The sequence below is a fragment of the Rhizobium phaseoli genome, assembly GCF_001664385.1.
Classification (GTDB): Bacteria; Pseudomonadota; Alphaproteobacteria; order Rhizobiales; family Rhizobiaceae; genus Rhizobium; species Rhizobium phaseoli.
Genome location: NZ_CP013532.1, coordinates 396,255 through 421,413 on the forward strand (window position 1 = coordinate 396,255; position 25,159 = coordinate 421,413).

Consider the following 25,159-nt stretch of genomic DNA (forward strand, 5'->3'; position numbering starts at 1 on the left):
TGTAGAACAGGATCCAGATTTTCAGGCCCTGGCCGGACATCATCCTGTTCGGCTGGCCAGCCGCTCCTCGATGGGCTCCGGCGAGCCGAGTGCGAAGAAATCGTCGAAGGAGGCGATCGGAACCTGTTCGATCAATTTTGCCAGAAACTCGTCCGATCCGAGTTCTTCCTCGATCGCTTCCACCTCGGCCGAGAGCGGCCGGTCGACGGTATAAAACGCCGCGTGTTTGCGCACGACCTGATAAAGCATGCCGGCGACGCCCTTCGGTTCGTCTCCGAGAATGTCGATTGCCTGGGCCGACAGCAGCGCCTCGAGTGCGGCAAGCCGCTTCAGAGCCTGCATCTGCCGCTCGAAGCGCTCGATGACGAGTGGCAGGAAGGCCGCCTCGTCCTCCAGTCCGGCCGCCACGACCAGCGACTGCGCCGAAACGGGACCGGACATCGACAAGACGCGCGAGAAGATCTCGCCGGCAAGCTTGATGATCGGCCCGAAGCCGGTGGCGATCCGACCCGGCGGCACGAGATTGACCGGCAGGTCGCGCCGCTGGCCATTGCCGAGAATGACGCAGCGATTGAAGGCGTTGCGTGCCGCATGCGCCATGCAGAGGGCGGCCGATTCGAGCAGGATGGTCACATCGAGCGGCAGCGAGCCGCCGGAGGTCATCACCCTGCCTTCCACCACCACGGGATTGTCGTCCGAGCGGCCGGTGGCGGCAAGGATCTTGTGGCCGGTCGACAGCAGGTTTTCGATGACGGCGCCGAACACCTGGGCGATCATGCGCAGGCTGAGCGGATCCTGCACATGCGTTGCAACAGGCCAGTTCCAGTCCTCCGACGCGTTGCAGAGCCAGGCGCCGATCAGTGCCTCGCGCGCCGTGCCGACATGGCGGACGGCTTTCCAGGGATCGCGGGAGGCGCCGAGTGCGCCGGCCGCCATCATCGCCGTCGCCAGCAGGATGCGGATCGAGGCCGCCGCATTGCGTGTCGTTTCCGCAGCGGCCGCAAAGCTCACCGCATTGATGCTGAGCGAGGCGAGGCTGTCGCGCGGCGCCATCCGCACCGGTTCCAGTCCCGCGGCCCGGAAGGCGTCGGCCGCCTGCATCCGCTTGCCGCGATAGACCGCTTCGCCGACGCCGGTGAGCACCGCGCCGATCTGTCCCATCAGGCCGATATCGGCGCAGCCGATCGAGCCGGTGCGGCGCACGACCGGGATGACATCGGCCTCCAGCATCCTGATATAGGCCTCGATCAGCTCCGGCGTGCAGCCGACCTGGCCGGTCAGCGCCGTGTTGACGCGGATCGCCATGGCGTTGCGCACGACGTTGCAGGAAAACGGCGTGCCGGTGCCGAAATGATGGGCGCGCACCAGGCCGAGATTGAAAGTGTCGAGTTCGTCGGCCGACCACTCCACATCCTTCATGGCGCCGACACCGGTCGTCGAGCCGTAGACCGGCATGCCGGAAGCAATCGCATCCTCGACGATCTCGCGGGCGATGGCGATGCGGGCCATGCCGGTTGCCGAAGCGGAAACCGTCGCCTTGCCCGCACCGATGGTCACCATCTCGGCAAAACCAAGCGGTCGTCCGGAAAGTTCGATGCCGGGGCGTTCGTGCTGCATGTGCCTTATCTCCTAATTCGAGAGATTAAGCGAGCCCTCCGTCACATGGGATATCCTAAATGCCGAACACAGCATGTTATCGGGAGGCGGTCAGCTCAACATCCAGGCAATATAGAGAAGCGTCAATGCGATGATCCACAGCGCGAGCTTGCCCGAGCGGTTGTGGCGTGCTTCCGCCTTGCCGATCGCCTCGGCCGTCTCCTCGTCGAAACGCAGGCCGTGCTCGCTTATATGCAGGAGCTGATGATGGAATTTTTCGGTCTTTGCCGCAATTTCCGGCACGGCTTCGGCAAGCTTGACCGCCGCCTTCAGTCCGTCCTTGAGATCGGTCGCGATCCGCTTCGGCCCGAGATTGTTGCGAATCCAGTCGCCGACGACGGGCTCGGAAGCCTTCCACATGTTGAAGCGCGGATTGAGCATGCGTGACACGCCTTCGACCACGACCATGGTCTTCTGCAGCATCACCAGTTCCGGCCGCGTCGCCATGTCGAAGAGTTCGGTCACTTCGAACAGCAGCGTCAGCAGCTTGCCCATCGATATCGTCTCGGCCGGCTGTCCATGGATCGGCTCGCCGATCGCCCGGATTGCCTGGGCGAAGCTCTCGACATTGTGGTGGCCGGGCACATAGCCCGCCTCGAAATGCACCTCGGCGACGCGGATGTAATCACGGGTGATGAAGCCATAGAGGATTTCGGCGAGGAACCGCCGTTCCTTCTTGCCGAGCCGTCCGACGATGCCCATGTCGACGGCGACGATCATGCCATCGGCATCGACGAACAGATTGCCCGGATGCATGTCGGCATGGAAGAAACCGTCGCGCAGCGTGTGGCGCAGGAACGACTGGATCAGCGTGTCGGCGAGCAGATTGAGATCGTGGCCGGCCGCGCGCAGCCCCTCGACATCGGACATTCTCGTGCCGTCGATCCACTCCATGGTGATGACGTCGCGGCCCGTCCGCTCCCAGTCCACCTTCGGTACGCGGAAGCCGGGATCGCTGTCGGTGTTTTCGGCGATCTCCGAAAGCGCTGCCGCCTCCAGGCGCAGATCCATCTCCACCTTCGTCGTCTGTTCGAGCGTCTTCGTCACCTCGACCGGCCGCAACCGCCGGCTCGACGGCATGAAACGCTCCTGCATATGGGCGACGAGGTACATGGCCTCGATGTCGTGCGCAAAACGCTGGCGCACGCCGGGTCGCACGATCTTGACGGCGACCTTCTTTCGGCCTTGCGATGTCTCGACTTCGGCCGGGTGCACCTGGGCGATCGAGGCGGCGGCGATCGGCTCGCCGAAGCTCGCATAAAGCTCGCCGATCGGCCGCCCGAGCGAGCCTTCGATATTCGCCTTGGCGGCAGCCGACGAAAAGAAGGCCATGCGGTCCTGCAGCTGCGACAGGTCGTTGGCGAATTCGACGCCGACCACGTCAGGCCGCGTCGCCAGGAACTGTCCGATCTTCACATAGGAGGGGCCAAGCCGCTCGACGGCCTGCGCCAATCGGTCGCTGCGCTTCTGATGCTTTGCCTTGCTTCGCTCGAAAATCGTGACGAAGGATTTGGCGAGCGCGACCGAAGGCGGCAGGCCTTCGGAAGGAAGCGCCGAGACGACGCCCTCACGCACGAGCACCCAGCCGACGCGCCAAAGGCGGAAATAGGCTCCGAAAGTGCTCATGCTGGAATGCCCCGGTGACGGAGGTTCGTCTCTTTTTTCTTCATTCCCTCAGAGCTTCCAGCCGGAATGCAGTGCGGCGATGCCGCCGGTATAATTGGTGTGGCTGACGCGCGAAAAGCCGGCCTGGCGGATCATCGCCGCGAAATTCTCCTGGTTCGGGAATTTGCGGATCGATTCCACCAGATACTGGTAGGGCTCGGCATCGCCGGTGATCGCCTTGCCGAATTGCGGAATGGCGTTGAACGACCAGGCGTCATAGATCTTGTCGAGCAGCGGCATGTCGACTTCGGAAAATTCCAGCACCAGCAGCCGGCCGCCGCGTTTCAGCACACGATAGGCCTCAGCCAGCGCGACATCGATCCTGGGCACGTTGCGGATGCCGAAGGCGATCGTATAGGCGTCGAAGCTGGCGGCCTCGAAGGGCAGTTCCTCGGCATTCGCCTCGACGAAGGTCAGATTAGCCGAAAGCTTCTTCTTTTCCGCCCGCTCGGCGCCGACGCCGAGCATCGAGCCGTTGATGTCGAGTACCGTGGCGTGCGCCTGCCGACCGGAAGCCTCGACGATGCGGAAGGCGATGTCGCCGGTGCCGCCGGCAACGTCGAGCACTTTGTAGCCCGGTTCCTTGCGCGGATTGAGGGCGGCGATCATCGCATCCTTCCAGACGCGGTGCATGCCCATCGACATGACGTCGTTCATGATGTCGTAGCGCTTGGCGACCTTGTGGAACACCTGGTTGACCAGGCCCTGCTTCTCGCCGCCGGGCACTTCGCGAAAGCCGTAGGAGGTCTCCATGCCGCCATCGGCGGAAGTGCGGCTTTCTGACATCAGGCTGCTCCGTTCCTTCAAGATTCGGGCACGGCGGCCATAGCGAAAGACCGCGCGCGACGCTATCACTGGGCTGCGCTCTCCGCGGCCCACTGGCGCTATAGCGCACATCGACCTCGGTTGAAACACGTTCGATATAGATGGGTTAAGATGCCGGAATTGCCAGAAGTCGAAACGGTCAAGCGCGGGCTGGCGCCGGCGATGGAAGGGGCTCGCGTCGCGCGGCTGGAACTGCGCCGCCAGGACCTTCGCTTCCCCTTTCCCGAAGCCTTGGCGGACAGGGTTTCCGGCCGCACCATCGTCGGGCTTGGCCGCCGCGCCAAATATTTGCTGGTCGATCTCGACGACGGCAATACGCTGGTTTCCCATCTCGGCATGTCCGGTTCCTTCCGTATCGAGGAGGGCGCGGCCTCGGCGATGCCGGGCGAATTCCATCACGCCCGCACCAAGGACGAGAAGCACGATCACGTCGTCTTTCATCTCGAAGGCCAGGGGGGCCCGCGCCGCGTCGTTTATAACGACCCGCGCCGTTTCGGCTTCATGGATATGGTCAGACGAGCCGATCTTGCCGCCCATCCCTTCTTCCGTGACCTCGGCCCGGAGCCGACGGGCAACGATCTCGGCGCCGCCTACCTCGCCGAACGTTTCCGCGACAAGGCGCAGCCTTTGAAGAGCGCGCTTCTCGACCAGAAGAACATTGCCGGTCTCGGCAATATATATGTCTGCGAGGCGCTGTGGCGTTCGCATCTTTCGCCGATCCGCGCCGCCGGCACCCTGGTGACGCCGGGCGGCAAGCCGAAGGAAAAGCTCGGCCTGCTCGTCGCCTCGATCCGCGACGTCATCGCCGATGCGATCGCCGCCGGCGGATCGTCGTTGCGCGACCATATCCAGACCGACGGGTCGCTCGGCTATTTCCAGCATTCCTTCTCCGTCTATGATCGCGAAGGTCAGGCTTGCGGCACGCCCGGCTGCGGCGGTACGGTCGCCCGTATCGTGCAGGCGGGCCGCTCCACCTTCTATTGCGCCGCCTGCCAGAAATAACAGTGAACCGGAGACCAGCATGGCTTACGAGACCCTGATCGTCGAAACCCGAGGCAATGTCGGCCTCGTCACGCTGAACCGCCCGCAGGCGCTGAACGCATTGAATTCCACCGTGCTGAAGGAGTTGAAGGTGGCCTACGCCGCCTTCCATGACGACGAGGCGATCGGCGCGATCGTCATCACCGGCTCCGAACGCGCCTTTGCCGCCGGCGCCGATATCAAGGAGATGCAGTCGCTCCAGTTCGCCGACATGTATAAGAGTGACTTCATCAGCGGCTGGGACGACATTGCCAAGGCGCGCAAGCCGGTCATTGCCGCCGTCAGCGGTTTTGCGCTCGGCGGCGGCTGCGAGCTGGCCATGATGTGCGATTTCATCATCGCCGCGGAGACGGCGAAGTTCGGCCAGCCGGAAATCACCCTCGGCGTCATTCCCGGCATGGGCGGTTCGCAGCGGCTGACACGCGCCGTCGGCAAGGCGAAGGCGATGGATCTTGTCCTGACCGGCCGGATGATGGATGCGGCAGAAGCCGAACGATCGGGACTCGTTTCGCGTGTGGTGGCGCCCGAGCGTCTGCTCGACGAGGCGCTTGCCGCCGCCGAGAAGATCGCCTCGCTTTCGCAGCCCTCGGTGATGATGGCCAAGGAGGCGGTCAACCGCGCCTTCGAGACGACGCTGGAGGAGGGGCTCCGCTTCGAACGCCGCCTGTTCCACAGTCTCTTTGCCACCGATGATCAGAAAGAAGGCATGGCGGCCTTTGTCGAGAAGCGCAAACCCGCCTTCAAGCACCGTTGAATGCTTTTCGGCGCCTGCCGGCTGGAAAGCTTGAAAATCCGCGTTGACGTGGGCCGGCTTTAGGGTTATATGCCCGCCCACGGTTCGGAAAGCCGCTCTGGTTTTCCGCGATTGCTCCCGCATTGCTGGATTTGGTGGCCGCAGGGCCCGCGGTGATGGCGGAGTTTGTTCGAATTCTTGAGAGAGGCATCCATGGCCAATACAACTTCGGCGAAAAAAGCGACCCGCAAGATCGCCCGCCGTACCGACGTCAATAAGGCTCGTCGCTCGCGCGTTCGCACTTTCGTTCGCCAGGTCGAAGAGGCTATCGCATCCGGTGACGCCGACAAGGCGAAGGCCGCTTTCCTGGCCGCTCAGCCGGAGCTTGCCCGTGCCGCCAGCAAGGGCGTGCTGCACTCCAACACGGCATCGCGCAAGGTCTCGCGCCTGGCCGCTCGTGTGAAGGCTCTTTCGGTCTCAGCGACCGCGTAATCTTCCATTAACGACCTCCTCGTTATGATTAGCCCGGTAATTTTACCGGGCTTTTTCGATTCCGCCGATCGGCGTCTTCATGGTTAATCGCACGACTGTTTCGTGTCAGCGCCATGACAGGAAAAGTCTTTAAAAAACAATGGCTTGCGCAAGGATGCTTTCGCGCTGCGCGACTCTGGCCTACGCTCCGGGGAGCCTGGGGGAGTCAAGAAGATTTTTATTTTTTTTCTTTCTTTGCGTGTCAAAATAGCCCGAACGGGGAATCTCCTTGATTCAAAAGCGATTCTTTTTTGACGCTGGTGTGACGCCCGAAAAGGGCGGGCGGAGTCAATGGCTGCATCTTAATTTTGCGTAAAATTCATCGTTGATCTTGCCATTTGATCCTGCCTAAATGGCTTCCAACAAAGGGCGCGGACATCACCTGCAGAGGCTCGGTCTTAACTGCCACGTCGGCAGGGCGATAAGTTTGTACCATTTGTTACGGAGCCTTGCGCTTCCGTTTTTTCAAGCACTTGACGGATTTGAGCCGTAACGTGGCTGTTACGGGGCAGGGATGTTTTGTGCCTATGGCAATCACACGTTTAACGTGCGGCTGCGGGATAGGGGATAGTAATATTGCGTTCGGGCTGGTCGGCCGAAAACGAGGATCGACCGCCAGCCTGGCACGGAAGGCCGATGAAGGCGCCGCATGAACGCGGTACCTGCAGCGGAGTTCTGCGCCGGTCCCTTCGGGGGCAGTGTTTGAGTGAACCGGCAGGCGAGCGGCTTCATGAGGATGCCGCCAGCCCGTCAAAGGCGGGGAATGCTCGGGCGGCTGTTTAGCGGAGGCCGCCCGGTGGAATTGAAAGGCGGCACTATGCAGATGAATACGATGACGGCAGGCGGGCACGACAATGGGGATGCGGCACCGCAGGCGTTCGGCTCCATTCGCCTGGAAATGGGGGAAGCAAAGGCGGAAATGAAGCAGAGCATATTGTTTGAGCGCGTCAGCGCGCGCTTGAAGGCCCAGGTCGGACCTGACGTCTATGCCAGCTGGTTTGCCAGGTTGAAGCTGCATTCGGTATCGAAGAGCGTCGTTCGCCTGTCGGTTCCCACGACCTTCCTGAAGTCGTGGATCAACAATCGTTATCTCGATCTCATCACTGGTCTGTTCCAGGCTGAAGATCCGGAAATTCTCAAGATCGAAATTCTGGTGCGCACGGCAACGCGCAGCGGCATGAAGGCTGCCGACGAGGTGGTCCAGCCCGAGCCGGCCGCTCCCGCGCAGATGCGCCGCCCGGCAAGCGCCCAGCCGGCCAGCCAGGCCGTCCAGCAGGCAGTTTCGGCTGTCGCCGCCGCAAGGCCGGCAAGCTTTGGTGCGCCGCTGTTCGGCTCGCCGCTCGATAGCCGTTTCACCTTCGATACCTTCGTGGAAGGCAGCTCGAACCGCGTCGCGCTTGCAGCTGCCAAGACGATCGCCGAAGCCGGTTCCGGCGCCGTGCGCTTCAATCCGCTCTTCGTCCATTCGACGGTCGGGCTCGGCAAGACCCACCTGCTGCAGGCGATCGCCAATGCGGCGGTGCAGAACCCGCGGGCTCTGCGCGTCGTCTATCTGACGGCGGAATATTTCATGTGGCGCTTCGCCACCGCGATCCGTGATAACGACGCACTGACGCTGAAGGATTCCTTGCGCAACATCGACCTGCTGATCATCGACGACATGCAGTTCCTGCAGGGCAAGATGATCCAGCACGAATTCTGCCATCTCCTCAACATGCTGCTCGACAGCGCCAAGCAGGTCGTCGTCGCCGCCGACCGCGCGCCTTGGGAGTTGGAATCGCTCGATCCCCGCGTCCGTTCGCGCCTGCAGGGCGGTGTGGCGATCGAACTCGACGCGCCGGATTACGAAATGCGTCTCGAAATCCTCAAAAGGCGCCTTGCGGCCGCCCGCCAGGAGGATCCGTCGTTGGAAATTCCAGCCGATCTGCTGCAGCACGTCGCCCGCAACATCACGGCCAGCGGCCGCGAACTCGAAGGCGCCTTCAACCAGCTGATCTTCCGCCGCTCCTTCGAACCGAACCTGTCGATCGAGCGCGTCGACGAACTGCTCGCCCATCTCGTCGGCTCCGGCGAACCGCGCCGCGTGCGCATCGAGGATATCCAGCGCATCGTCGCCCGGCATTACAATGTCTCGCGCCAGGAGCTGGTCTCCAATCGCCGCACCCGCGTCATCGTCAAGCCGCGCCAGATCGCCATGTATCTGTCGAAGACGCTGACGCCGCGCTCCTTCCCCGAGATCGGCCGCCGTTTCGGCGGGCGTGATCACACCACCGTGCTGCACGCCGTGCGCAAGATCGAGGAGCTGATTTCGGGAGACACCAAGCTTTCGCACGAAATCGAGCTGCTGAAGCGGCTGATCAACGAATAAGTGGTGGATTTTCGAGGAAATTCGGCGGCCGGAAGGGATTCCGGCCGTTTTCCTTTATAAGCTTTTTATTCTATACCTCCGCCCATCCCGTGCATGTCCGATTTGGAGCGGCACGCATCGGGCAAAAACGAAAGCGCCGAAGCGGGCGCGTGGGAGGATATGCATGAGTTTCAAAAAGATTGCCGTTCTCGGCCTGGGCAAGGTCGGACGGCTGGCGGCGACGCTGTTGCATGAAGGCGGCTTCGAGGTCATCGGCGTCGATGCGCAATTGCCACTGGGCGATCTGCCCTTCCGGTGCCGCACCGGCGATATTTCCGACGCTCAGGTGATTGGCGAACTGCTCTCCACCGTCGAGGCGGTGCTCTCCTGCCTTCCCTACCATCTGAATATCGAACTGGCCCGCGCCGCCCATCTTGCCGGCATCCATTATTTCGATCTGACCGAAGACGTTCCGACCACCAATTTCATCATCGAACTGTCGAAGACCGCCCGCGGCCTGATGGGGCCGCAATGCGGCCTGGCGCCTGGTTTCGTCGGCATCGTCGGTGCAAGCCTCGCCGACGGCTTCGATCGCTGCCGCTCGATCCGCATGCGCGTCGGCGCCCTGCCGCAGCATCCGACCGGCCTTCTCGGCTATGCCTTCAACTGGTCGCCGGAAGGCGTCGTCAACGAATATCTGAATGATTGCGAGGTCATCGAGGGTGGTGTGCGCAAGCTGGTCTCGCCGATGGAATGGCACGAGACGGTCTATGTCGGCGGCGTCAAGCTCGAAGCCTTCACCACTTCGGGCGGGCTTGGCACCATGTGCGACACCATGCTCGGCAAGATCGACAATCTCGACTACAAGACCATGCGTTACCCCGGTCATATGGAGCTGATGAACTTCTTCTTCCATGAGCTCCTGATGCGCGACAAGCGCGCACTCGCCGGCGAGATCCTGACCAATGCCAAGCCGCCGGTTGAAGACGATGTCGTCTATGTCCATGTCGCCGCCGAAGGGACGGAGAATGGCAGCCTGCGCCGCAAGGAGTTCGTGCGCGCCTATTATCCGATCGAGATTGCCGGCGCCCGCCGCACGGCGATCGCCTGGACGACCTCGGCTTCGGTCGTCGCCGTCATCGAGATGGTCCGCGACGGGTTGCTGCCGGCGACCGGCTTCCTGCACCAGGAGCATATTCCGCTGGAGATGTTCCTGAAGACGCCGACCGGCAGCCTGTTCAAGGCGGGCGCCACCAATCACGGCTGAAGATGATTTCGGCGCGGCGGTAAGGTCATCGCCGCGCCGAAAACAATCCGTTGTCCTCAGTCAGCAGGCGAGATCGGCGACGACGGAATCGAGGATCAGCATGCCGGATGGCGTGCAGCGCAGCCGTGAATTGCCGATCCGCTCGATGAATTTGTGTTCGAGCAAAAACTCTTCGCGCTTCGGGTCCAGCTCGCGACCGGAAAGCTGCTGCCAGCGGGCGAGATCGACACCTTCCCGGAGCCGCAGCCCCATCAGCAGCAATTCGTCGGACTGTTCCTCGTAGCCGAGCCGCTCCTCGTCGAGAATGCCGTGGCCGTCGCGCTCGACCATGTCGAGCCAGGCTTCCGGCTTGCGCTCGGTTGCCGTCGCGATCTTCTCGCGGCCGCGCGTCAGCCGGCCGTGCGCGCCCGGGCCGATGCCGGCATAATCGCCGTAACGCCAATAGGTCAGATTGTGCCGGCTTTCCGCACCCGGCCGGGCGTGATTGGAGACCTCATAGGCGGGCATGCCCTCACGCGCGGTGATTTCCTGCGTCGCCTCATAGAGCACCGCCGATTGCTCGCCGTCCGGCACGATCAGTTTACCGGCCTTGTGCAGGCCGTAGAAGGGCGTGCCTTCCTCGATGGTCAGCTGGTAGAGCGACAGATGGTCGACCGCATAGGAGATCGCCTGCTTCAGCTCGCTTTCCCATTCCTCGACCGTCTGGTCCGGCCGGGCATAGATGAGATCGAAGGACATGCGCGGAAAAATCTCGCGCGCGAGCCGGATCGCCTTCAGCGCATCGGCGACATCATGCAGCCGGCCGAGAAATTTCAGGTCCCGGTCGTTCAGCGCCTGCACGCCGAGCGAGACGCGGTTGACGCCGGCCGCCCGGTAGCCGCGGAAGCGCTCGGCCTCGACGCTGGAAGGATTGGCCTCCATGGTGATCTCGATACCGTCAGGCACGTGCCAGTGACGGGCAATGCCGTCGAGAATGGCGGCAACCGTTTCCGGCTTCATCAGCGAGGGCGTGCCGCCGCCGAGGAAGATGCTCGTCACGGTCTTCGGCCCGCTCATCGCCCGCACCGCTGCCGTCTCCTTGAGGAAGGCGGCGGCAAAGCGCTCCTGATCCACCGGCTGGTGGCGCACATGGCTGTTGAAGTCGCAATAGGGACACTTCGCCGCGCAGAAGGGCCAATGGACATAGACGCCGAAGCCAGGCTCGCCGGTATCGGGCAGCAGCGCCGCATCGCGCGGGGAGCCTGGCGTGTCGAAATTGTCCACGTGGTGACCTTATGCCTCCAGGCAGGTTTCGACGAAGAGTTTGAAGGCGCGCGCCCGGTGCGACAGCGCCTGCGGCTTGCCGATATTCCAGCCGTGTTTTTCCTCGCCGCTCATCTCGCCGAAGGTAACGCCATAACCCTCCGGCTGGAAGACCGGATCGTAGCCGAAGCCCTGCGTGCCGCGCGGCGGCCAGACGACGTTGCCTTCCACTTCGCCGCGGAAGAGTTCGGTATGCCCGTCCGGCCAGGCGAGGCAGAGCACGCTGACGAAACGTGCGGTGCGCTGTTCGGGCGCCGTGGCGCCGGCATCCTGCAGCGCCTTTTCCACCTTGGCCATCGCCATGTCGAAATCGCGCGTGCCGTCGGCTTTTTCCGCCCAATTGGCGGTGTAGACGCCGGGATCGCCGCCGAGCGCGTCGACCACCAGCCCGGAATCGTCCGACAGCGCCGGCATGCCGGCGGCATGGGCGGAGGCAACCGCCTTGATCGTCGCATTTTCCTCGAAGCTGGTGCCGGTTTCGTCGGGCTCGACGAAATTCAGCTCAGCGGCCGATTTGGCGGTGAAGCCCAGCGGCCCGATCAGTTCCTGGATCTCGCGGATCTTGCCGGCATTGTGGCTGGCGACGACGATGGTCTTCGTTTCAAGCTTGCGCATTCAGATATCCTGTTCGATGCCCCAGATTTTGGCCTCCGCGCATTCCAGGCTGTTACCTTCAGGATCGCGGAAATAGATCGAGCGGCCGCCGTTCGGCCAATGCACCTCGGACTCGATCGACACACCTGCCGCTTTCAGCCGTTCGGCCATTGCATCAATATTGCGGCCGGAGACCCGGAAGCAGGCATGGCCCTCGCCTGATGTGCCGTGCGGCGGCACCTGCAACGCATTGGGCGCCGGCGGCTTTACCGTTTCCTCGGGGTTGAAGATCAGCAGCACGCCGGGGCCGCAGCGGAAGAAGACATGCCGGTTGCCCGCTCGGCTGATCTTTTCAAGGCCGAGAACGTCTTCGTAGAAGACCTCGGCCTTGTCGAGATCGCGCGCATAGAGCGCCGTTTCCAGCATGCCTTCCAGCATGGGGTTCATCCCGCAATCGCCTGTTTCTGCAGGGCGACGAGTTCGCCGATGCCGTTCTTGGCAAGACCCATCAGCGAGGTGAATTCCTCTTCGGTAAACGGCGTGCCTTCGGCCGTGCCCTGAATTTCGACGATGCCGCCGGCGCCGGTCATGACGAAATTGGCGTCGGTCTCGGCCGAGGAATCCTCGAGATAGTCGAGGTCGATCACCGCCTGGCTGGCGAAAACGCCGCAGGAGATGGCGGCGACATGATCCTTCAGGACCCGGTCGACCTTGATCATGTTGCGGCTTTCCATCCATTTTAGGCAATCGTAAAGCGCGATCCAGCCGCCGGTGATCGACGCGGTCCGCGTGCCGCCATCGGCCTGGATGACATCACAATCGAGGGTGATCTGCCGTTCGCCGAGCGCTTGCAGATCGACGACGGCGCGCAGCGACCGGCCGATCAGCCGCTGGATTTCCTGGGTGCGACCGCCCTGCTTGCCGGCCGCGGCCTCGCGTTTCATGCGTTCGCCGGTCGCCCGCGGCAGCATGCCGTATTCGGCCGTCACCCAACCCTTGCCGGTATTGCGCAGCCACGGCGGCGTCTTGTCCTCGAGGCTTGCGGTGCAGAGCACATGCGTATCGCCGAACTTCACCAGGCAGGAGCCTTCCGCATGCTTGGAAAAGTTGCGCTCGAACGAGACCTTGCGCATCTGGTCGGTTTTTCTGCCTGAAGGCCGCATTCTTATCTCCTGGAGTTGCTGACCGCTTCTACGATTGGCGGCGCCCATTTGCAAATTCCCTTTTGCCACGGGGGCGAGTTTGACTATATTTTCGGGAAAGCATCATCAGTTTGGGTTCGAGAGGTTCATGGGCACCAGGTCGACGTCGGTTTCGGATGCCGTTGCCGTGCTGGACGAGCGCTCCCGGGAAATCTTTCGCCGCATCGTCGAAGGGTATCTGGAAAGCGGCGAACCGCTCGGCTCGCGCAATCTGTCGCGCCTCCTGCCGATGTCGCTGTCGCCGGCCTCGGTGCGCAACGTCATGAGCGATCTCGAAGAACTCGGCCTGATTTATTCGCCGCATATCAGCGCCGGCCGGCTGCCGACCCAAATCGGCCTGCGCTTCTTCGTCGATGCCTTCATGCAGGTCGGCGATCTCTCCGCCGAGGACCGCGCCAATATCGACCGCCAGGTGCGGGCCGAAAGCGGCGGCAATCCGGTGGAATCGATGATGAACGAGGCCAGCCGCATGCTGTCGGGCATTTCGCGCGGCGCCGGCCTCGTCATCACCTCGAAGAGCGATCCAGTGCTGAAGCATGTCGAATTCATCCGGCTGGAGCCGACAAAGGCGCTCGCCGTGCTCGTCGGCGATCACGACCAGGTGGAAAACCGCATCATCGAGCTGCCGGCCGGCGTCACCTCCTCGCAGCTGACGGAGGCTGCAAATTTCCTCAATGCGCACATGTCCGGCCAGACCCTGCCGGAGCTGCGCAAACAATTGAGCCAGCTGAAGGACGATGTCCGCCACGAGCTCGATGCGCTGTCGCGCGATCTGGTCGAGCGCGGCATCGCCGTCTGGGCCGGCAGCCCGGACGAGGGGAAGCCCGCCCAGCTGATCATTCGCGGCCGCGCCAACCTTCTCGAAGGCCTTGGCGGCGCAGAGGATCTCGACCGGCTTCGTATGCTATTCGACGATCTCGAAAAGAAGGACAGCCTCATCGAGATCCTCAGTCTGGCTGAAAGCGGCTCGGGCGTGCGCATCTTCATCGGCTCGGAAAACAAGCTCTTCTCGCTGTCCGGCTCGTCGCTGATCGTCGCGCCCTATCGTGACGATGACGATCGGATCGTCGGCGCTGTCGGCGTCATTGGCCCGACGCGGCTCAATTATTCCCGCATCGTGCCGATGGTGGATTACACGGCCCAACTCGTCTCCCGCCTCTCGCGCAATCCGCTTTGACGCGCTTTAGCTCTTTGTTTGATGCATGTTGTTATCCCGGAACCGCGGCACACTTCCGGGCGACATGCATTAGCGCGAAACTCCGCGGAATTTTCGCTTCTTTGTCACGCAGACTTGATTTTTTTCGGTCAAACCTCGATATCGGGCGCATCTGAAGACACCAACCGGAGACCGTCATGACCGATGAAACGACGAAAAACGGACCTGACGCCACTGCGGCCGATGCCGCAGCCGACGCTGCCGCCTACGTCGAGAACGATACCGTGCAGGAAGAGACCGCCCAGCCAGACCCGCTTGAGCTTCTGAAAGCCGAAAACAGCGAGCTGCGCGACCGCTATCTGCGCCTCGCCGCCGAGATGGACAATCTGCGCCGCCGCACCGAGCGCGAGGTCAAGGACGCCAAGTCCTATTCCGTCGCCGGTTTCGCCCGCGACATGCTCGCCGTCTCCGACAATCTGCGCCGGGCGCTGGATGCCATCTCTCCGGAGGCCAAGGCGACGGCCGATGCCGGCCTGACCTCGCTGATCGAAGGTGTCGAGATGACCGAACGCGCCATGCTGTCGGCGCTCGAGCGCCATGGTGTGCGCAAGCTGGAGCCGGTCGGCCAGAAGTTCGATCCGAATTTCCATCAGGCGATGTTCGAGGTGCCCAACTCCGAGGTGCCGAACAACACGGTCGTCCAGGTCGTGCAGGCGGGCTTTACCATCGGCGAGCGCGTGCTGCGCCCGGCCATGGTCGGTGTCGCCAAGGGCGGCCCGAAGCCGGCCGAAGCCGAAACCAACTCGGTCTTCGACGAGAAGGACGCCTGATATCTTTTTCCTTCTCTTGTTGGAGAAGGAAAAGTCAAAAATCAGATGCGGGCGAAGCGTTCGATCAGAAGATCGAAGAAGCCGTCCGCATCGACATGGCGCATCACCTTCGCATTGCGCTTGCGCTCCGTCACATGCCACCAGTCGACCACGGTCATGCCGACGGTGAGTTCCGACCGGACCTCGATCTCGACATTGCAGTCCCGGCCCTGGAAAAGTGCCGGCTTCAAGAGATAGGCGATCACCGTCGGGTCGTGCAGGGGCCCGCCGTCGGAGCCGTATTTCTCGATATCGAAGCGTTCGAAGAATTCCAGCATCTCGACCATCGCCTTTGCCGGCGCCGTGCCGATCTCGGCCATGCGTTTCACCCGGTCTTTGCGCGTCAGTAACTGGTGCGTCACGTCAAGCGGCATCATCACGATCGGCACGCCCGAGCGGAAGACGATGTCGGCCGCTTCCGGATCGACATAGATGTTGAACTCGGCGGCCGGCGTGATATTGCCGCCCTCGAAGAAGCCGCCGCCCATCATCACCAGTTCGCGGATGCGCGCGATGATGTCCGGCGCCTTCTGGAAGGCCATGCCGATATTGGTGAGCGGCCCGAGCGTGCAGAGCGTCACGGTGCCTGCCGGCTCGCGGCGCAGCGTCTCGATGATGAAGTCGACGGAATGGCCGGGCTGCAGCGCCATCGTCGGTTCGGCGAGTTCAGGGCCGTCGAGGCCGGTCTTGCCGTGCACGTGCTCCGCCGTCACCAGCTTGCGGGCGATCGGCCTGTCGGCACCGGCGAAGACCTTCGTCTCCGGCCGGCCGCAGAGCTCGCAGACGATCCGCGCATTGCGGCTGGTCAGCGAAAGCGGCACATTGCCGGCGACCGTGGTGATCCCCAGGACTTCCAGCTCATCGGGGCTGCCGAAGGCCAGCATGATGGCGGCCGCGTCGTCCTGGCCGGGATCCGTGTCGATGATGATTTTTCTTGCGCTTGCCATTGCGACCGTCCCGTCCTCGTCATGCCTGTTGCTGCGGCATGCACCACTTGTTCATTTCCCGTCACAAATCAGCACATTTCGCACGGGGCACGTTTTGATGCGAGGCGATGGCCGCTTTGTCAAGCAAGGAGGCGGGCGTCGGCCATCTTAAACTTGAGAGGGCTTAAAATCGCGGAGGCGTCGCCCGACAGGCCGCCTGTGCCTTGCAGCGCCGGTGTCCTGTCCCCATATTAGCGGCATCCGGATGCTGCGCTTGAGGTCCGGGATGGTCGCTTGCATCAAGGACTTGAAAAGAGATGAGCCGCATTACCCCTTTCGCCAGCCCGCTGCTTCTGGGCTTCGACGCCATGGAGAAGACGCTGGAGCGCATTTCCAAGGCGAGCGACGGATATCCGCCTTACAATATCGAACGCATCGCCGCCGACAGCGGCGCGCCGGAACGTCTGCGCATCACCCTTGCGGTGGCCGGCTTCAGCGAGGAGGAACTCGACGTCTCCACCGAGGAGAACCAGCTTGTGATCCGCGGCCGCCAGGTGGAACATGGAGAGCGGGACTTTCTCTATCGCGGCATCGCCGCCCGCCAGTTCCAGCGCACCTTCGTCCTGGCAGACGGCATGCAGGTGCTCGGCGCCGGCCTGAAGAACGGCCTGCTCTCCGTCGATCTAATTCGTCCGGAACCCGCGCGCATGGTCAAGAAAATTAACATTTCGGTTTCACAGTAGCACAACGGTTTGTCGAACCGTTGGTCCCTTCTTCCGGAGGAACAGGAATGTTGATGAAAGAAGCCACGTCTCACTTGACCAAATCCGAGCTTGCCCACATCGGCAACGGCGAGGTCGCCTACATCAGAAAAATGCGCACCGAAGAGGTCGCCAAGTGTTTCCCCGAGGCGCCGGATATCGATCCGAACGTCGATCTCTGGGCGCTCTTCGGCGCCGACGGCACGCCAATCCTCTTGACGGACAACCGCTCCAGCACCTTCTTCAAGGCGGCCGAGGACGAACTGAAGACGGTCAGCCTGCACTGACCGTCAGATAAGGTTTGTTGCGTATCGCCGCTACGGCGGTGTGCGTTCGCCCTTTCGACGTTTCTCCGCGCGAGGGGCATCGCATCCCACAGCCTTACAGGGCTACGGCAACTATGCGCCGATAGGGGGCTTCTCACAATCCAACTCAAGCCGCTTGACCGTCATTTCGCGTCACCCGGGCGCCCTGGAACGAATGATATTCTTACCTTTTGGGCCCTGATGAAGCCGTCCAAGCCGTAGCAGGGGAGAAGCTCAATTTCGATGTCTTGGGCATCATCTGGCTCCGCATAATAGCCGGATCGGCCTCGGTCGGTTGCACGTTGAAGAATAAGACCAGCGATGACATTTTGATGACTGAAACCATCCAGTTGAAGGTCCCTGACGCCGTCAAGGCTAAAAGTCACAACAGCATGCTTATCGAGCACAAAGTATCCATTTGGATCGACAGCGTCAGTCATGATCCAGCCGTGTATCTTCAGTTCGCTGGTTCCGGTTCGACTAAGGGACAGACTGATAATCTCGGCATCGTGGAAAGTTGGCACCTTCCCGAACCAGGCCAACAGTTTTTCTCCTCCAGGCACATCTGTGTAGACCATAGGTTACCCCTGCGAAAATTGGCGGCGACTGATCTTAATAACCTAAAGACGTCTTGCAACGGGTTGGCGAAATTGGTCCGCTTCAAGAATCGTATTAACTGCGCGATACTTGCTTGCCTCGGCTGTCAGCCCTCATTGGGAGCACTGCTATGCAATACCAGAACTGTCCAGCAGATTCTGTCCCGACGCCCGATCGTTCGGCTCCGATGAATATTGCGGCGTATCCAGCGACTTCGTTGAAACTCAGATTTTCCTGAACGTCAGATAGGCCGAAGACCGGCCCTCGCGCCGCGCCTTGGCCTCGTAGCGGGTGCTTGGCCAGCCCTCGTAGGGCGTCAGCCAGTCCGCCGCATTGTCGGCGATCCAGTCGAAGCCGCTATGGTCGCGGCATTTCAGCAGCGTCCAGTTCACATAGGTGTCGATGTCGGAGGCGAAGCAGAACAGGCCGCCGGGCTTCAGCACGCGATGAAAGCGGTCGAGATTGGTCTTCGAGACGAAGCGGCGTTTCCAATGTTTCCGCTTCGGCCAGGGATCGGGATAGAGCAGATCGATCTGGTCGAGCGACGCGTCCGGCAGCCAGTCGAGCAGCTGCGTCGCATCGTCGTTATAGACACGGATATTGCGCGCGCCCGTCTCGCCGATGCGCGACAACAGCTTCTGCATGGAGTTGACGAAGGGCTCGACGCCGATGAAGCCGGTCGAAGGCCTTTCCAGGGCGCGGTGCATCAGATGCTCGCCGCCGCCGAAACCGATTTCCAGCCGCAATGTTTCGACGGGAACCGGAAAGAGAGAGGTCAGCGGCTCCGGAGGAGCCGCTGAGAGGTCGACGAGGAATGCCGGGAGCAGGCTGTTTAGCGTCTCGGCCTGCTGTTCGCGCAGGGCCTTGCCCTTGCGGCGACCGAAAAAGGCTTCGGTCGCCCGGCCCCGGCGTTCCATGTCCGTCATGCAGCAGCCTTGGTCTTGACGGCTTCCTTCAGCGCCTTGACGAGGTCGGTGCGCTCCCAGGAGAACGAGCCGTCGCGGCCGGCCTTGCGGCCGAAATGGCCGTAGGCCGAGGTCTTGGCGTAGATCGGCTTGTTAAGGTCGAGGTGACGGCGGATGCCCGACGGCGACAGATCCATATTCTCGCGGATTGCCGCTTCGACCTGGTCTTCGGACACGCCCTTGCCGGTGCCGTGCAGGTCGACATAGATCGACAGTGGCTGAGCGACGCCGATCGCGTAGGAGAGCTGGATCGTGCAGCGGTCGGCAAGGCTGGCGGCCACGACGTTCTTGGCGAGGTAGCGGGCGGCATAGGCGGCCGAACGGTCGACCTTGGTCGTGTCCTTGCCGGAGAATGCGCCGCCGCCATGCGGAGCAGCACCGCCGTAAGTGTCGACGATGATCTTGCGGCCGGTGAGGCCGGCGTCGCCGTCCGGGCCGCCGATGACGAACTTGCCAGTCGGGTTGATGTACCACTTGCAATCATCGGCAATCTTCAGTTCGCCGAGCGCTTCGCGGATATAGGGTTCGACGACGGCGCGGACCTTGTTGGAATCCCAGCTGTCGTCGAGATGCTGGGTCGAAAGTACGATCGAGGTCGCTTCCGACGGCTTGCCATCGACGTAACGCACGGTCACCTGGCTCTTGGCGTCCGGGCCGAGCTTGGCGACTTCGCCGTCGCCCTTCTTGCGGGCGGTCGCGAGCAGCTGCAGGATCTTGTGGGAATAGTAGATCGGCGCCGGCATCAGGTCCGGCGTTTCCTTGCAGGCATAACCGAACATGATGCCCTGGTCGCCGGCGCCCTCGTCGCCCTGCTGATCGGCGGCGCTATCGACGCCCTGGGCGATGTCGGCCGACTGCGAGTGCAGGAGCACGTCGATCTTTGCCTTTTTCCAGTGGAAGCCGTCCTGCTCGTAGCCGATATCCTTGATCGCACGGCGGGCAGCGGCCTTGAACTTCGACGGGTTGATGACGTCGTTGCCGTCCTTGTCCTTCTTCATCAGGCTCGGCGGCAGGCGAACTTCGCCGGCGATGACGACGCGGTTGGTCGTCGCCAGCGTCTCGCAGGCAATGCGCACGCCCCACGGATTGACGCCGGTCTTGGCCGCTTCGCGGTAGACCAGATCGACGATCTCGTCGGAGATGCGGTCACACACTTTGTCCGGGTGACCTTCGGCAACAGATTCGCTGGTAAAGAGATAATTCGCGCGCATTCCGGGATTCCCCTCAAAGAATAATAGCCTGCTAGTAGGTACTCAGTTCGAGTGCCGATGACAAGCGCAGAAGGACATAAATATATCTTTATATCTGCTGCAAAGTGACAAATTTTGCCCCAAAAACGCAAAAAAGCGGCCTTTCGGCCGCCTTTCCATTCCGGTGAAGGGCGCTGTGATCAGTCGGCGTCGGCTTCGGCGGCAAGCGCCTTGACCAGTTCCACGACCTTGCGGCGAACCTTGGGATCGGAAATCTTCACGAAGGCGCGGTTGAGCTGCAGGCCTTCGGAGGAAGAGAGGAAGTCGACGACATAATTCGAGCTGGAGGCTTCGGCCATGCCGCCGATGGCGCCGGAATGTTCGCCGGGTGCATCCTCGAAGAAGAAGGAGACCGGAACATTCAAAATGCTCGAGATGTTCTGCAGACGGCTTGCGCCGACGCGGTTGGTTCCCTTTTCATATTTCTGGATCTGCTGAAAGGTGATGCCGAGGCTTTCGCCAAGCTTTTCCTGGCTCATGCCCAGCATCGTTCGGCGAAGGCGAATGCGGCTGCCAACATGGATGTCGATCGGATTCGGCTTCTTTTTGTTTTCAATCATGGTCGTGCCCTAGCTACGAATTTCAACCTGTTTCTAACCGGCATGCCCCTGATCCATCCCAAAACGCCACGTTGCAGTCAGTGGGAACCCACCTTCCAACATACGTTAAGAACGCCGATTGTCATCACTATGCAATTTTAGGGGTTTTTGGTCAATTCAACCCGAAAATAAAACCTTCGCGCGAGATCAGCGCAATCAAAATCAGCAGAGCCTCGGTCAACCAGAAGTATGTCTGGCGGGGGTATGTGCTTCCGAACCCTTCACTGAGGCTATCGACAGTTGCATCAATAAAGCCGGTTTCTCCAAGATCGAGGCCGGCGATTATTTCTCCATGCGCGTTCACCAGCGCCGAAATGCCGCTATTCGCATCGCGAATCAGCGGCAGGCCGGTCTCGACCGCCCGCACCCGCGCCTGCAGGAAATGCTGGTAGGGGCCGGGCGTCATGCCGAACCAGGCATCATTGGTGAGGTTGAGGAGGGCGTTGGCGTCTTTGATGTCGCCGGTCATTTCATCAGGAAAAATGATCTCGTAGCAGATCAGCGGATAAAGATTGAGCCCGCCGGGCAGCGCCAGCAGGTGCCGGCTTGCGGCGGCCGAAAACCCGCCCGGTACCTCGACGACGTTCTGGATGCCGAGTTCGGTGAGCAGCTCCTCGAGGGGCAGATATTCGCCGAAGGGCACCAGATGCACCTTGTCGGAGGCGGCGATGATCTGACCGCGGCCATCGATGACATAGATGGAATTGTAGTAGCGCACCGGCGTGCCGGGTCCCATCTCCTCGGCGCGCACCGCTCCGGCGATCAGGATCTGGTCGTCGTCGAGCGTATCGGCGATCCGCGTCAGGGCATCCTGGTTGTCGGTCAGGATGAAGGGGATCGATGTTTCCGGCCAGACGATGATATTGGGCTTGCGCCCGCCGTTCCTCGGCGCCTCGGCCGAAAGCTTCAGATGCGTCTCGAAGATCGCATTGCGATCGGCGTCATTGTCCATCTTCGCCGCCTGGTCGATATCAGGCTGTACCAGCCGCACCACCGGCCGCTTGTCCTCGGGCAGCGGCGCGGGCCGTGGCGCCAAATAGAGAGCGTAGGCGCCGTAGCCGAGATGGGCGGCAAACAGCAGCACGGCCAGTGCCACGCCGGTGCGTGCGCCCTGCCGGGTCCCGAACAGGGCGGGAGCGGAAAAGACGAAGACGGCAAGGGCAGTGACGCCCATCGCCCCGATCACATGCGCCGACTGCATCATCAGCGGCACCGGCATCAGGCCGTAGCCGATGGCGTTCCAGGGAAAACCGGTGAGGATGACGCTGCGAAGCCATTCCATCAGCCCGAAGCCGGCCGCAAGTGCGGCGATCCGCCCCATGCCGTCGGACCAGAAGATGCGGGCGAGCGCAACAGCCAGCCCGTAGAAAATCGCCAGACAGGCCGGCAGACCGAGGATGGCGAGCGGCAGCGCCCAGGCGAACTCCTCCGAATCGACGAGCAGCGCGTGGCCGAGCCACCAGAGGCCGGCGACGAAATAGCCGAAGCCGAACAGCCAGCCGACCGCAAAGGCCGGCCACAGCCTGCCGATCAGGCCGCTTTCAGGCGAAGCCGCCGCCCCGTCGATCAGCCAGACGAGCAGCGTGAAGGAGAGAAACATCGCCGCGAAAAAGCCGAAGGGCGGCAGCGCCAGCACGGCGAATGCCCCTGCGCCGATCGCCAGCAACGACCGTTTGAACCCCCAGACGAGGATAACCCTGTCCGCAAGCCGCTCCATGCGCACTCCAATCAAGCCGCGAATCAACCCATCGGCAGTCTTTCAAAAAAGCGGCTCTTTGTCCTGTTAATGCATATCACCGGGAACCGCGCAGCGGTTCCTGGTGACGACACGTTGCAAAAGCAAGGGACTAGTTGGCGGTCGACTCAGTCGGCCGGTCGTCGCCGGTCTCGGAGCCGGGCGTGATGTCGCCGGCCTCTTTGGCGCGGCGGCGGATCGCGTGGCGCTTGCGGGTGATGCGCAGCCGTTTGATGCGGCGCGGATCGGCGTCGAGGATGTGGAACTCGAAATTCGGCAGCGCCTGAACGACCTCGCCGCGCACCGGGATGCGGCCGAGTGCCGAGAAGATCAGCCCGCCCAGCGTATCGACTTCGTCGACCTGCTCGCTGATGTCGAAATCCGGCCCGATCGCCTCGGCGATTTCTTCCAGCTCGACGCGGGCGTCGGCGACGAAGATGTCTTCGGCGACTCGCTTGAACATCACCTCTTCGTCGTCATGTTCGTCGTCGATGTCGCCGACCACCATTTCGACGATGTCCTCATGCGAGGCGAGACCGTCGGTGCCGCCATATTCGTCGATGACGAGCGCCATCTGTGTGCGGTTGACCTGCATCCGGCGAAGCAGGTCGGAGGCCAGCATCGACGGCGGCACGAACAGAATCTTGCGGATGATGCCGGCCTCCGCCAGCGTCTTCTGCAGATCGACGCGGGCGAGATCGAAATTCGGCTTGGCCGAACGCGTCGGCTTCTGGATGTTCTCGGGCGCAACGTCGATCGCCGGCACGGCGACGGCCGGTTTGGCCGGGCCGCGGCGCTTGTTGCGCGCCTGCTTGGCGACATAGGACAGCAGGTCGCGGATATGCACCATGCCGCGCGGATCGTCGAGCGTATCGGCATAAACCGGCATGCGCGAGCGGCCGGATTCCTCGAACAAGATCATCAGTTCGCCGATGGTGATGTTCTGGTCCACCGCCTCGATATCGGCGCGCGGCACCATCACGTCGGCGACGCGCACCTCGCGGAAGCGCAGGATATTGTGCAGCATCGCCCGCTCATCGGGCGAAAAGGCATCATCGCCGGCCGCGTCGGTCATCAGCGCGTCGGCCAGATCCTCGCGCAGTCGCGAGCCCTGCTGCGGTCGGAGAATGCGCGCGGCGCGCGACCAGAAGGATTGGGATCGGCCGGATGGCCGACTACTACTGCCCGCCTCGTCCGAAGATGAGGATGGCTCGGAGTCCTTGGCGTCTGCCGCCGGCTTCGTCGTAAAGTCGCTCATGGTTCCATTTTAAGGTCTTGACCCTCGTAAGGATCAGATAGGCCGAGCTGCGCCAAAATGCGAGTCTCCAGCCCCTCCATAATTTCGGCTTCGGCACTATTCATATGGTCGTAGCCGAGAAGATGCAAGAAACCGTGCACCAGAAGATGGGTGAGGTGGTCGTCGAAACTCTTTTCGAGCTCATGCGCCTCCCGCTCCACCGTCTCCCGGGCGATGATGATGTCGCCGAGCATCGGGCCGGGCATTTTGCCCGGCTGCACCGGAAAGGCCGGAAAGGAGAGCACGTTGGTCGCCTTGTCCTTGCCGCGCCATTCGGCGTTGATGTCCTGGATCGAGGCGTCGTCGGTAAAGACCAGCGACACTTCGGGCGGCATGGTCGGGAAGGGCTGCTTTTCGCTGTCGCGCAGATAGACCGCCGCTGCCCCGAGCACGCGGCCGCAAAAGGCCAGCAGCGTCTCCTCCTCGGGCCAGCCGATGTTCTCGATGCTGATCTGGATATCGAGCTCGGCCATCAGTCCTGCCGGCTGACGTCTTCAGCGTCGACGGCATAGGTGGAATCATAGGCCCTGACGATGCGCCCGACCAGCGGATGACGCACGACGTCGGTATCCTTGAAGCGCACGATCGAGATGCCCTCGACGCCGTTCAGCAGCTGCAGGGCCTCGACGAGGCCGGATTTGACGCCGCGCGGCAGGTCGATCTGGCTCGGGTCGCCGGTGACGATCATCCGGGCATTCTCGCCGAGACGCGTCAGGAACATCTTCATCTGCATCGACGTGGTGTTCTGCGCTTCGTCGAGGATGATCGCGGCATTGGCGAGCGTGCGACCGCGCATGAAGGCGAGCGGCGCGATTTCGATGACGCCGGCGGTGATCGCGCGGTCGACCTTGTCGGCGGGGATCATGTCGTAGAGCGCGTCATAGAGCGGGCGAAGATAGGGATCGACCTTTTCCTTCATGTCGCCGGGCAGGAAGCCCAGGCGCTCGCCGGCCTCGACGGCCGGACGCGACAGGATGATTTTTTCGACGGCGCCGCGCTCCAAGAGCTGGGCGGCATGAGCGACGGCGAGATAGGTCTTGCCGGTGCCGGCCGGGCCGACGCCGAAGACCAGTTCGGAGCGTTCCAGCGCCCTGATATAGGCGTCCTGCGTCGGCGTGCGGGCGATGATCGTCTTCTTGCGGGTGGAAACCTGCGCCATCGTCAGCTTGGCCTTGCGCTCCATCGTCGGCAGGCTGAGTTGATCGTCGGCGGCGACCGCCATGCGGATTGCGCCCTCGACGTCGGATCGTTCCACGCTGCCGCCTTTCTGAAGCTTTTCATAGAGATAGTCGAGCGTGCGCCGCGCCTGGTTGGTGGTCACGACATCGCCCGAGATGACGACGGAATTGCCGCGCGCCCGCGCATCGATGTTCAGCCGCTCCTCGAGCAGCTTGAGGTTCTGGTCGAATTGACCGAAGAGTTCGCTGGCGAACCGATTGTTCTCGAACGTCAGGACGAAGTGATTGGTGTCGCTCGGCGTGCGGGGGTGGCGCGGTGAAGAAGAAACCAATTCTTGTCCGTTCAAGCGGTCGGGCT

25 protein-coding genes are annotated in these 25,159 nt (G+C 62.3%); 9 read left to right on the forward strand and 16 right to left on the reverse strand.

The features are described 5' to 3' along the window. Nucleotides 1–39: 39 nt before the first annotated feature. The 3 genes from AMC88_RS01920 to ubiE form a co-directional block, all read right to left on the reverse strand. Nucleotides 40–1,617, reverse strand: coding sequence for an aromatic amino acid lyase (locus tag AMC88_RS01920; protein ID WP_012482399.1), 1,578 nt, complete (start codon nucleotides 1,615–1,617; stop codon nucleotides 40–42). Between the two features lie 90 nt (nucleotides 1,618–1,707). Then, nucleotides 1,708–3,282 carry a 2-polyprenylphenol 6-hydroxylase gene (gene ubiB / locus AMC88_RS01925; protein ID WP_012482400.1) on the reverse strand — a complete coding sequence of 525 codons (1,575 nt, stop codon included), beginning with the start codon at nucleotides 3,280–3,282 and terminating at the stop codon, nucleotides 1,708–1,710. Between the two features lie 48 nt (nucleotides 3,283–3,330). After that, complete coding sequence (gene ubiE, locus AMC88_RS01930; protein WP_010013698.1) at nucleotides 3,331–4,107, reverse strand: bifunctional demethylmenaquinone methyltransferase/2-methoxy-6-polyprenyl-1,4-benzoquinol methylase UbiE; 777 nt, start codon at nucleotides 4,105–4,107, stop codon at nucleotides 3,331–3,333. Nucleotides 4,108–4,257: 150 nt separating this feature from the next. Here ubiE and mutM point away from each other — a divergent pair, with 150 nt between their 5' ends. The 5 genes from mutM to AMC88_RS01955 all read left to right on the forward strand — a co-directional run bounded on the left by mutM (nucleotide 4,258) and on the right by AMC88_RS01955 (nucleotide 10,065). Further along, on the forward strand, nucleotides 4,258–5,148 hold the full coding sequence (mutM, locus tag AMC88_RS01935) for a bifunctional DNA-formamidopyrimidine glycosylase/DNA-(apurinic or apyrimidinic site) lyase (RefSeq protein ID WP_012482401.1): 891 nt from the start codon (nucleotides 4,258–4,260) through the stop codon (nucleotides 5,146–5,148). 19 nt (nucleotides 5,149–5,167) lie between these two features. Further along, nucleotides 5,168–5,941 carry an enoyl-CoA hydratase gene (locus tag AMC88_RS01940; RefSeq protein WP_012482402.1) on the forward strand — a complete coding sequence of 258 codons (774 nt, stop codon included), beginning with the start codon at nucleotides 5,168–5,170 and terminating at the stop codon, nucleotides 5,939–5,941. A 192-nt stretch (nucleotides 5,942–6,133) separates the two neighbouring features. Then, the gene (rpsT, locus tag AMC88_RS01945) at nucleotides 6,134–6,412 is read left to right on the forward strand and encodes a 30S ribosomal protein S20 (RefSeq protein ID WP_008524652.1); all 279 of its coding nucleotides are present in this window, start codon (nucleotides 6,134–6,136) and stop codon (nucleotides 6,410–6,412) included. Between the two features lie 856 nt (nucleotides 6,413–7,268). Next, nucleotides 7,269–8,819, forward strand: coding sequence for a chromosomal replication initiator protein DnaA (gene dnaA / locus AMC88_RS01950; RefSeq protein WP_012482404.1), 1,551 nt, complete (start codon nucleotides 7,269–7,271; stop codon nucleotides 8,817–8,819). Nucleotides 8,820–8,982: 163 nt separating this feature from the next. Continuing rightward, nucleotides 8,983–10,065, forward strand: a complete 1,083-nt coding sequence (locus AMC88_RS01955) for a saccharopine dehydrogenase family protein (protein ID WP_012482405.1) — start codon at nucleotides 8,983–8,985, stop codon at nucleotides 10,063–10,065. A gap of 60 nt (nucleotides 10,066–10,125) precedes the next feature. Here the strand turns inward: AMC88_RS01955 and hemW are convergent, their stop codons facing one another. From hemW to rph, 4 genes are read right to left on the reverse strand one after another with little or no spacing between them, the layout of a single operon-like run. Beyond that, complete coding sequence (gene hemW, locus AMC88_RS01960; RefSeq protein WP_064824736.1) at nucleotides 10,126–11,328, reverse strand: radical SAM family heme chaperone HemW; 1,203 nt, start codon at nucleotides 11,326–11,328, stop codon at nucleotides 10,126–10,128. 9 nt (nucleotides 11,329–11,337) lie between these two features. Continuing rightward, entirely contained in the window at nucleotides 11,338–11,982 is a 645-nt protein-coding gene (gene rdgB / locus AMC88_RS01965) for an RdgB/HAM1 family non-canonical purine NTP pyrophosphatase (protein ID WP_010024263.1), read from the reverse strand. Continuing rightward, nucleotides 11,983–12,408: a VOC family protein gene (locus tag AMC88_RS01970; protein ID WP_010024265.1), complete on the reverse strand. Its 426-nt coding sequence runs from the start codon at nucleotides 12,406–12,408 to the stop codon at nucleotides 11,983–11,985. After that, nucleotides 12,405–13,124, reverse strand: coding sequence for a ribonuclease PH (gene rph, locus AMC88_RS01975; protein WP_010024267.1), 720 nt, complete (start codon nucleotides 13,122–13,124; stop codon nucleotides 12,405–12,407). The genes AMC88_RS01970 and rph overlap by 4 nt, the downstream gene beginning before the upstream one ends. Nucleotides 13,125–13,251: 127 nt before the next feature. Between rph and hrcA the strand changes: the two genes are divergently transcribed. Beyond that, nucleotides 13,252–14,340 carry a heat-inducible transcriptional repressor HrcA gene (gene hrcA, locus AMC88_RS01980; RefSeq protein ID WP_012482407.1) on the forward strand — a complete coding sequence of 363 codons (1,089 nt, stop codon included), beginning with the start codon at nucleotides 13,252–13,254 and terminating at the stop codon, nucleotides 14,338–14,340. Nucleotides 14,341–14,516: 176 nt separating this feature from the next. Next, nucleotides 14,517–15,149, forward strand: a complete 633-nt coding sequence (gene grpE, locus AMC88_RS01985) for a nucleotide exchange factor GrpE (protein ID WP_010025709.1) — start codon at nucleotides 14,517–14,519, stop codon at nucleotides 15,147–15,149. 41 nt (nucleotides 15,150–15,190) lie between these two features. Here grpE and AMC88_RS01990 read toward each other — a convergent pair whose 3' ends face one another. Next, nucleotides 15,191–16,135: a nucleoside hydrolase gene (locus tag AMC88_RS01990; RefSeq protein WP_010025708.1), complete on the reverse strand. Its 945-nt coding sequence runs from the start codon at nucleotides 16,133–16,135 to the stop codon at nucleotides 15,191–15,193. Nucleotides 16,136–16,431: 296 nt separating this feature from the next. Here AMC88_RS01990 and AMC88_RS01995 point away from each other — a divergent pair, with 296 nt between their 5' ends. Together AMC88_RS01995 and AMC88_RS02000 are read left to right on the forward strand one after the other, a co-directional pair. Continuing rightward, nucleotides 16,432–16,857, forward strand: a complete 426-nt coding sequence (locus AMC88_RS01995) for an Hsp20 family protein (protein WP_009995207.1) — start codon at nucleotides 16,432–16,434, stop codon at nucleotides 16,855–16,857. A gap of 47 nt (nucleotides 16,858–16,904) precedes the next feature. Beyond that, nucleotides 16,905–17,162, forward strand: coding sequence for a BQ00720 family protein (locus tag AMC88_RS02000; protein WP_008524631.1), 258 nt, complete (start codon nucleotides 16,905–16,907; stop codon nucleotides 17,160–17,162). A gap of 161 nt (nucleotides 17,163–17,323) precedes the next feature. Here the strand turns inward: AMC88_RS02000 and AMC88_RS02005 are convergent, their stop codons facing one another. The 8 genes from AMC88_RS02005 to AMC88_RS02040 all read right to left on the reverse strand — a co-directional run bounded on the left by AMC88_RS02005 (nucleotide 17,324) and on the right by AMC88_RS02040 (nucleotide 25,148). Further along, nucleotides 17,324–17,758, reverse strand: coding sequence for an Imm50 family immunity protein (locus AMC88_RS02005; protein WP_012482408.1), 435 nt, complete (start codon nucleotides 17,756–17,758; stop codon nucleotides 17,324–17,326). 243 nt (nucleotides 17,759–18,001) lie between these two features. After that, complete coding sequence (trmB, locus tag AMC88_RS02010; RefSeq protein WP_041683519.1) at nucleotides 18,002–18,703, reverse strand: tRNA (guanine(46)-N(7))-methyltransferase TrmB; 702 nt, start codon at nucleotides 18,701–18,703, stop codon at nucleotides 18,002–18,004. Beyond that, the gene (gene metK, locus AMC88_RS02015) at nucleotides 18,700–19,953 is read right to left on the reverse strand and encodes a methionine adenosyltransferase (RefSeq protein WP_012482410.1); all 1,254 of its coding nucleotides are present in this window, start codon (nucleotides 19,951–19,953) and stop codon (nucleotides 18,700–18,702) included. Before metK ends, trmB begins: the two co-directional genes overlap by 4 nt. Nucleotides 19,954–20,132: 179 nt before the next feature. After that, nucleotides 20,133–20,552, reverse strand: a complete 420-nt coding sequence (locus tag AMC88_RS02020) for a helix-turn-helix domain-containing protein (RefSeq protein ID WP_004679846.1) — start codon at nucleotides 20,550–20,552, stop codon at nucleotides 20,133–20,135. Nucleotides 20,553–20,703: 151 nt separating this feature from the next. Next, nucleotides 20,704–22,308, reverse strand: a complete 1,605-nt coding sequence (gene lnt, locus AMC88_RS02025; protein ID WP_012482411.1) for an apolipoprotein N-acyltransferase — start codon at nucleotides 22,306–22,308, stop codon at nucleotides 20,704–20,706. Nucleotides 22,309–22,438: 130 nt separating this feature from the next. After that, the gene (locus AMC88_RS02030) at nucleotides 22,439–23,584 is read right to left on the reverse strand and encodes a hemolysin family protein (RefSeq protein ID WP_012482412.1); all 1,146 of its coding nucleotides are present in this window, start codon (nucleotides 23,582–23,584) and stop codon (nucleotides 22,439–22,441) included. Continuing rightward, complete coding sequence (gene ybeY, locus AMC88_RS02035; RefSeq protein ID WP_012482413.1) at nucleotides 23,581–24,096, reverse strand: rRNA maturation RNase YbeY; 516 nt, start codon at nucleotides 24,094–24,096, stop codon at nucleotides 23,581–23,583. Before ybeY ends, AMC88_RS02030 begins: the two co-directional genes overlap by 4 nt. Continuing rightward, nucleotides 24,096–25,148 (reverse strand): PhoH family protein, encoded by a 1,053-nt coding sequence (locus AMC88_RS02040; RefSeq protein WP_004679840.1) that lies wholly within the window; start codon nucleotides 25,146–25,148, stop codon nucleotides 24,096–24,098. The genes ybeY and AMC88_RS02040 overlap by 1 nt, the downstream gene beginning before the upstream one ends. Nucleotides 25,149–25,159: the final 11 nt, after the last annotated feature.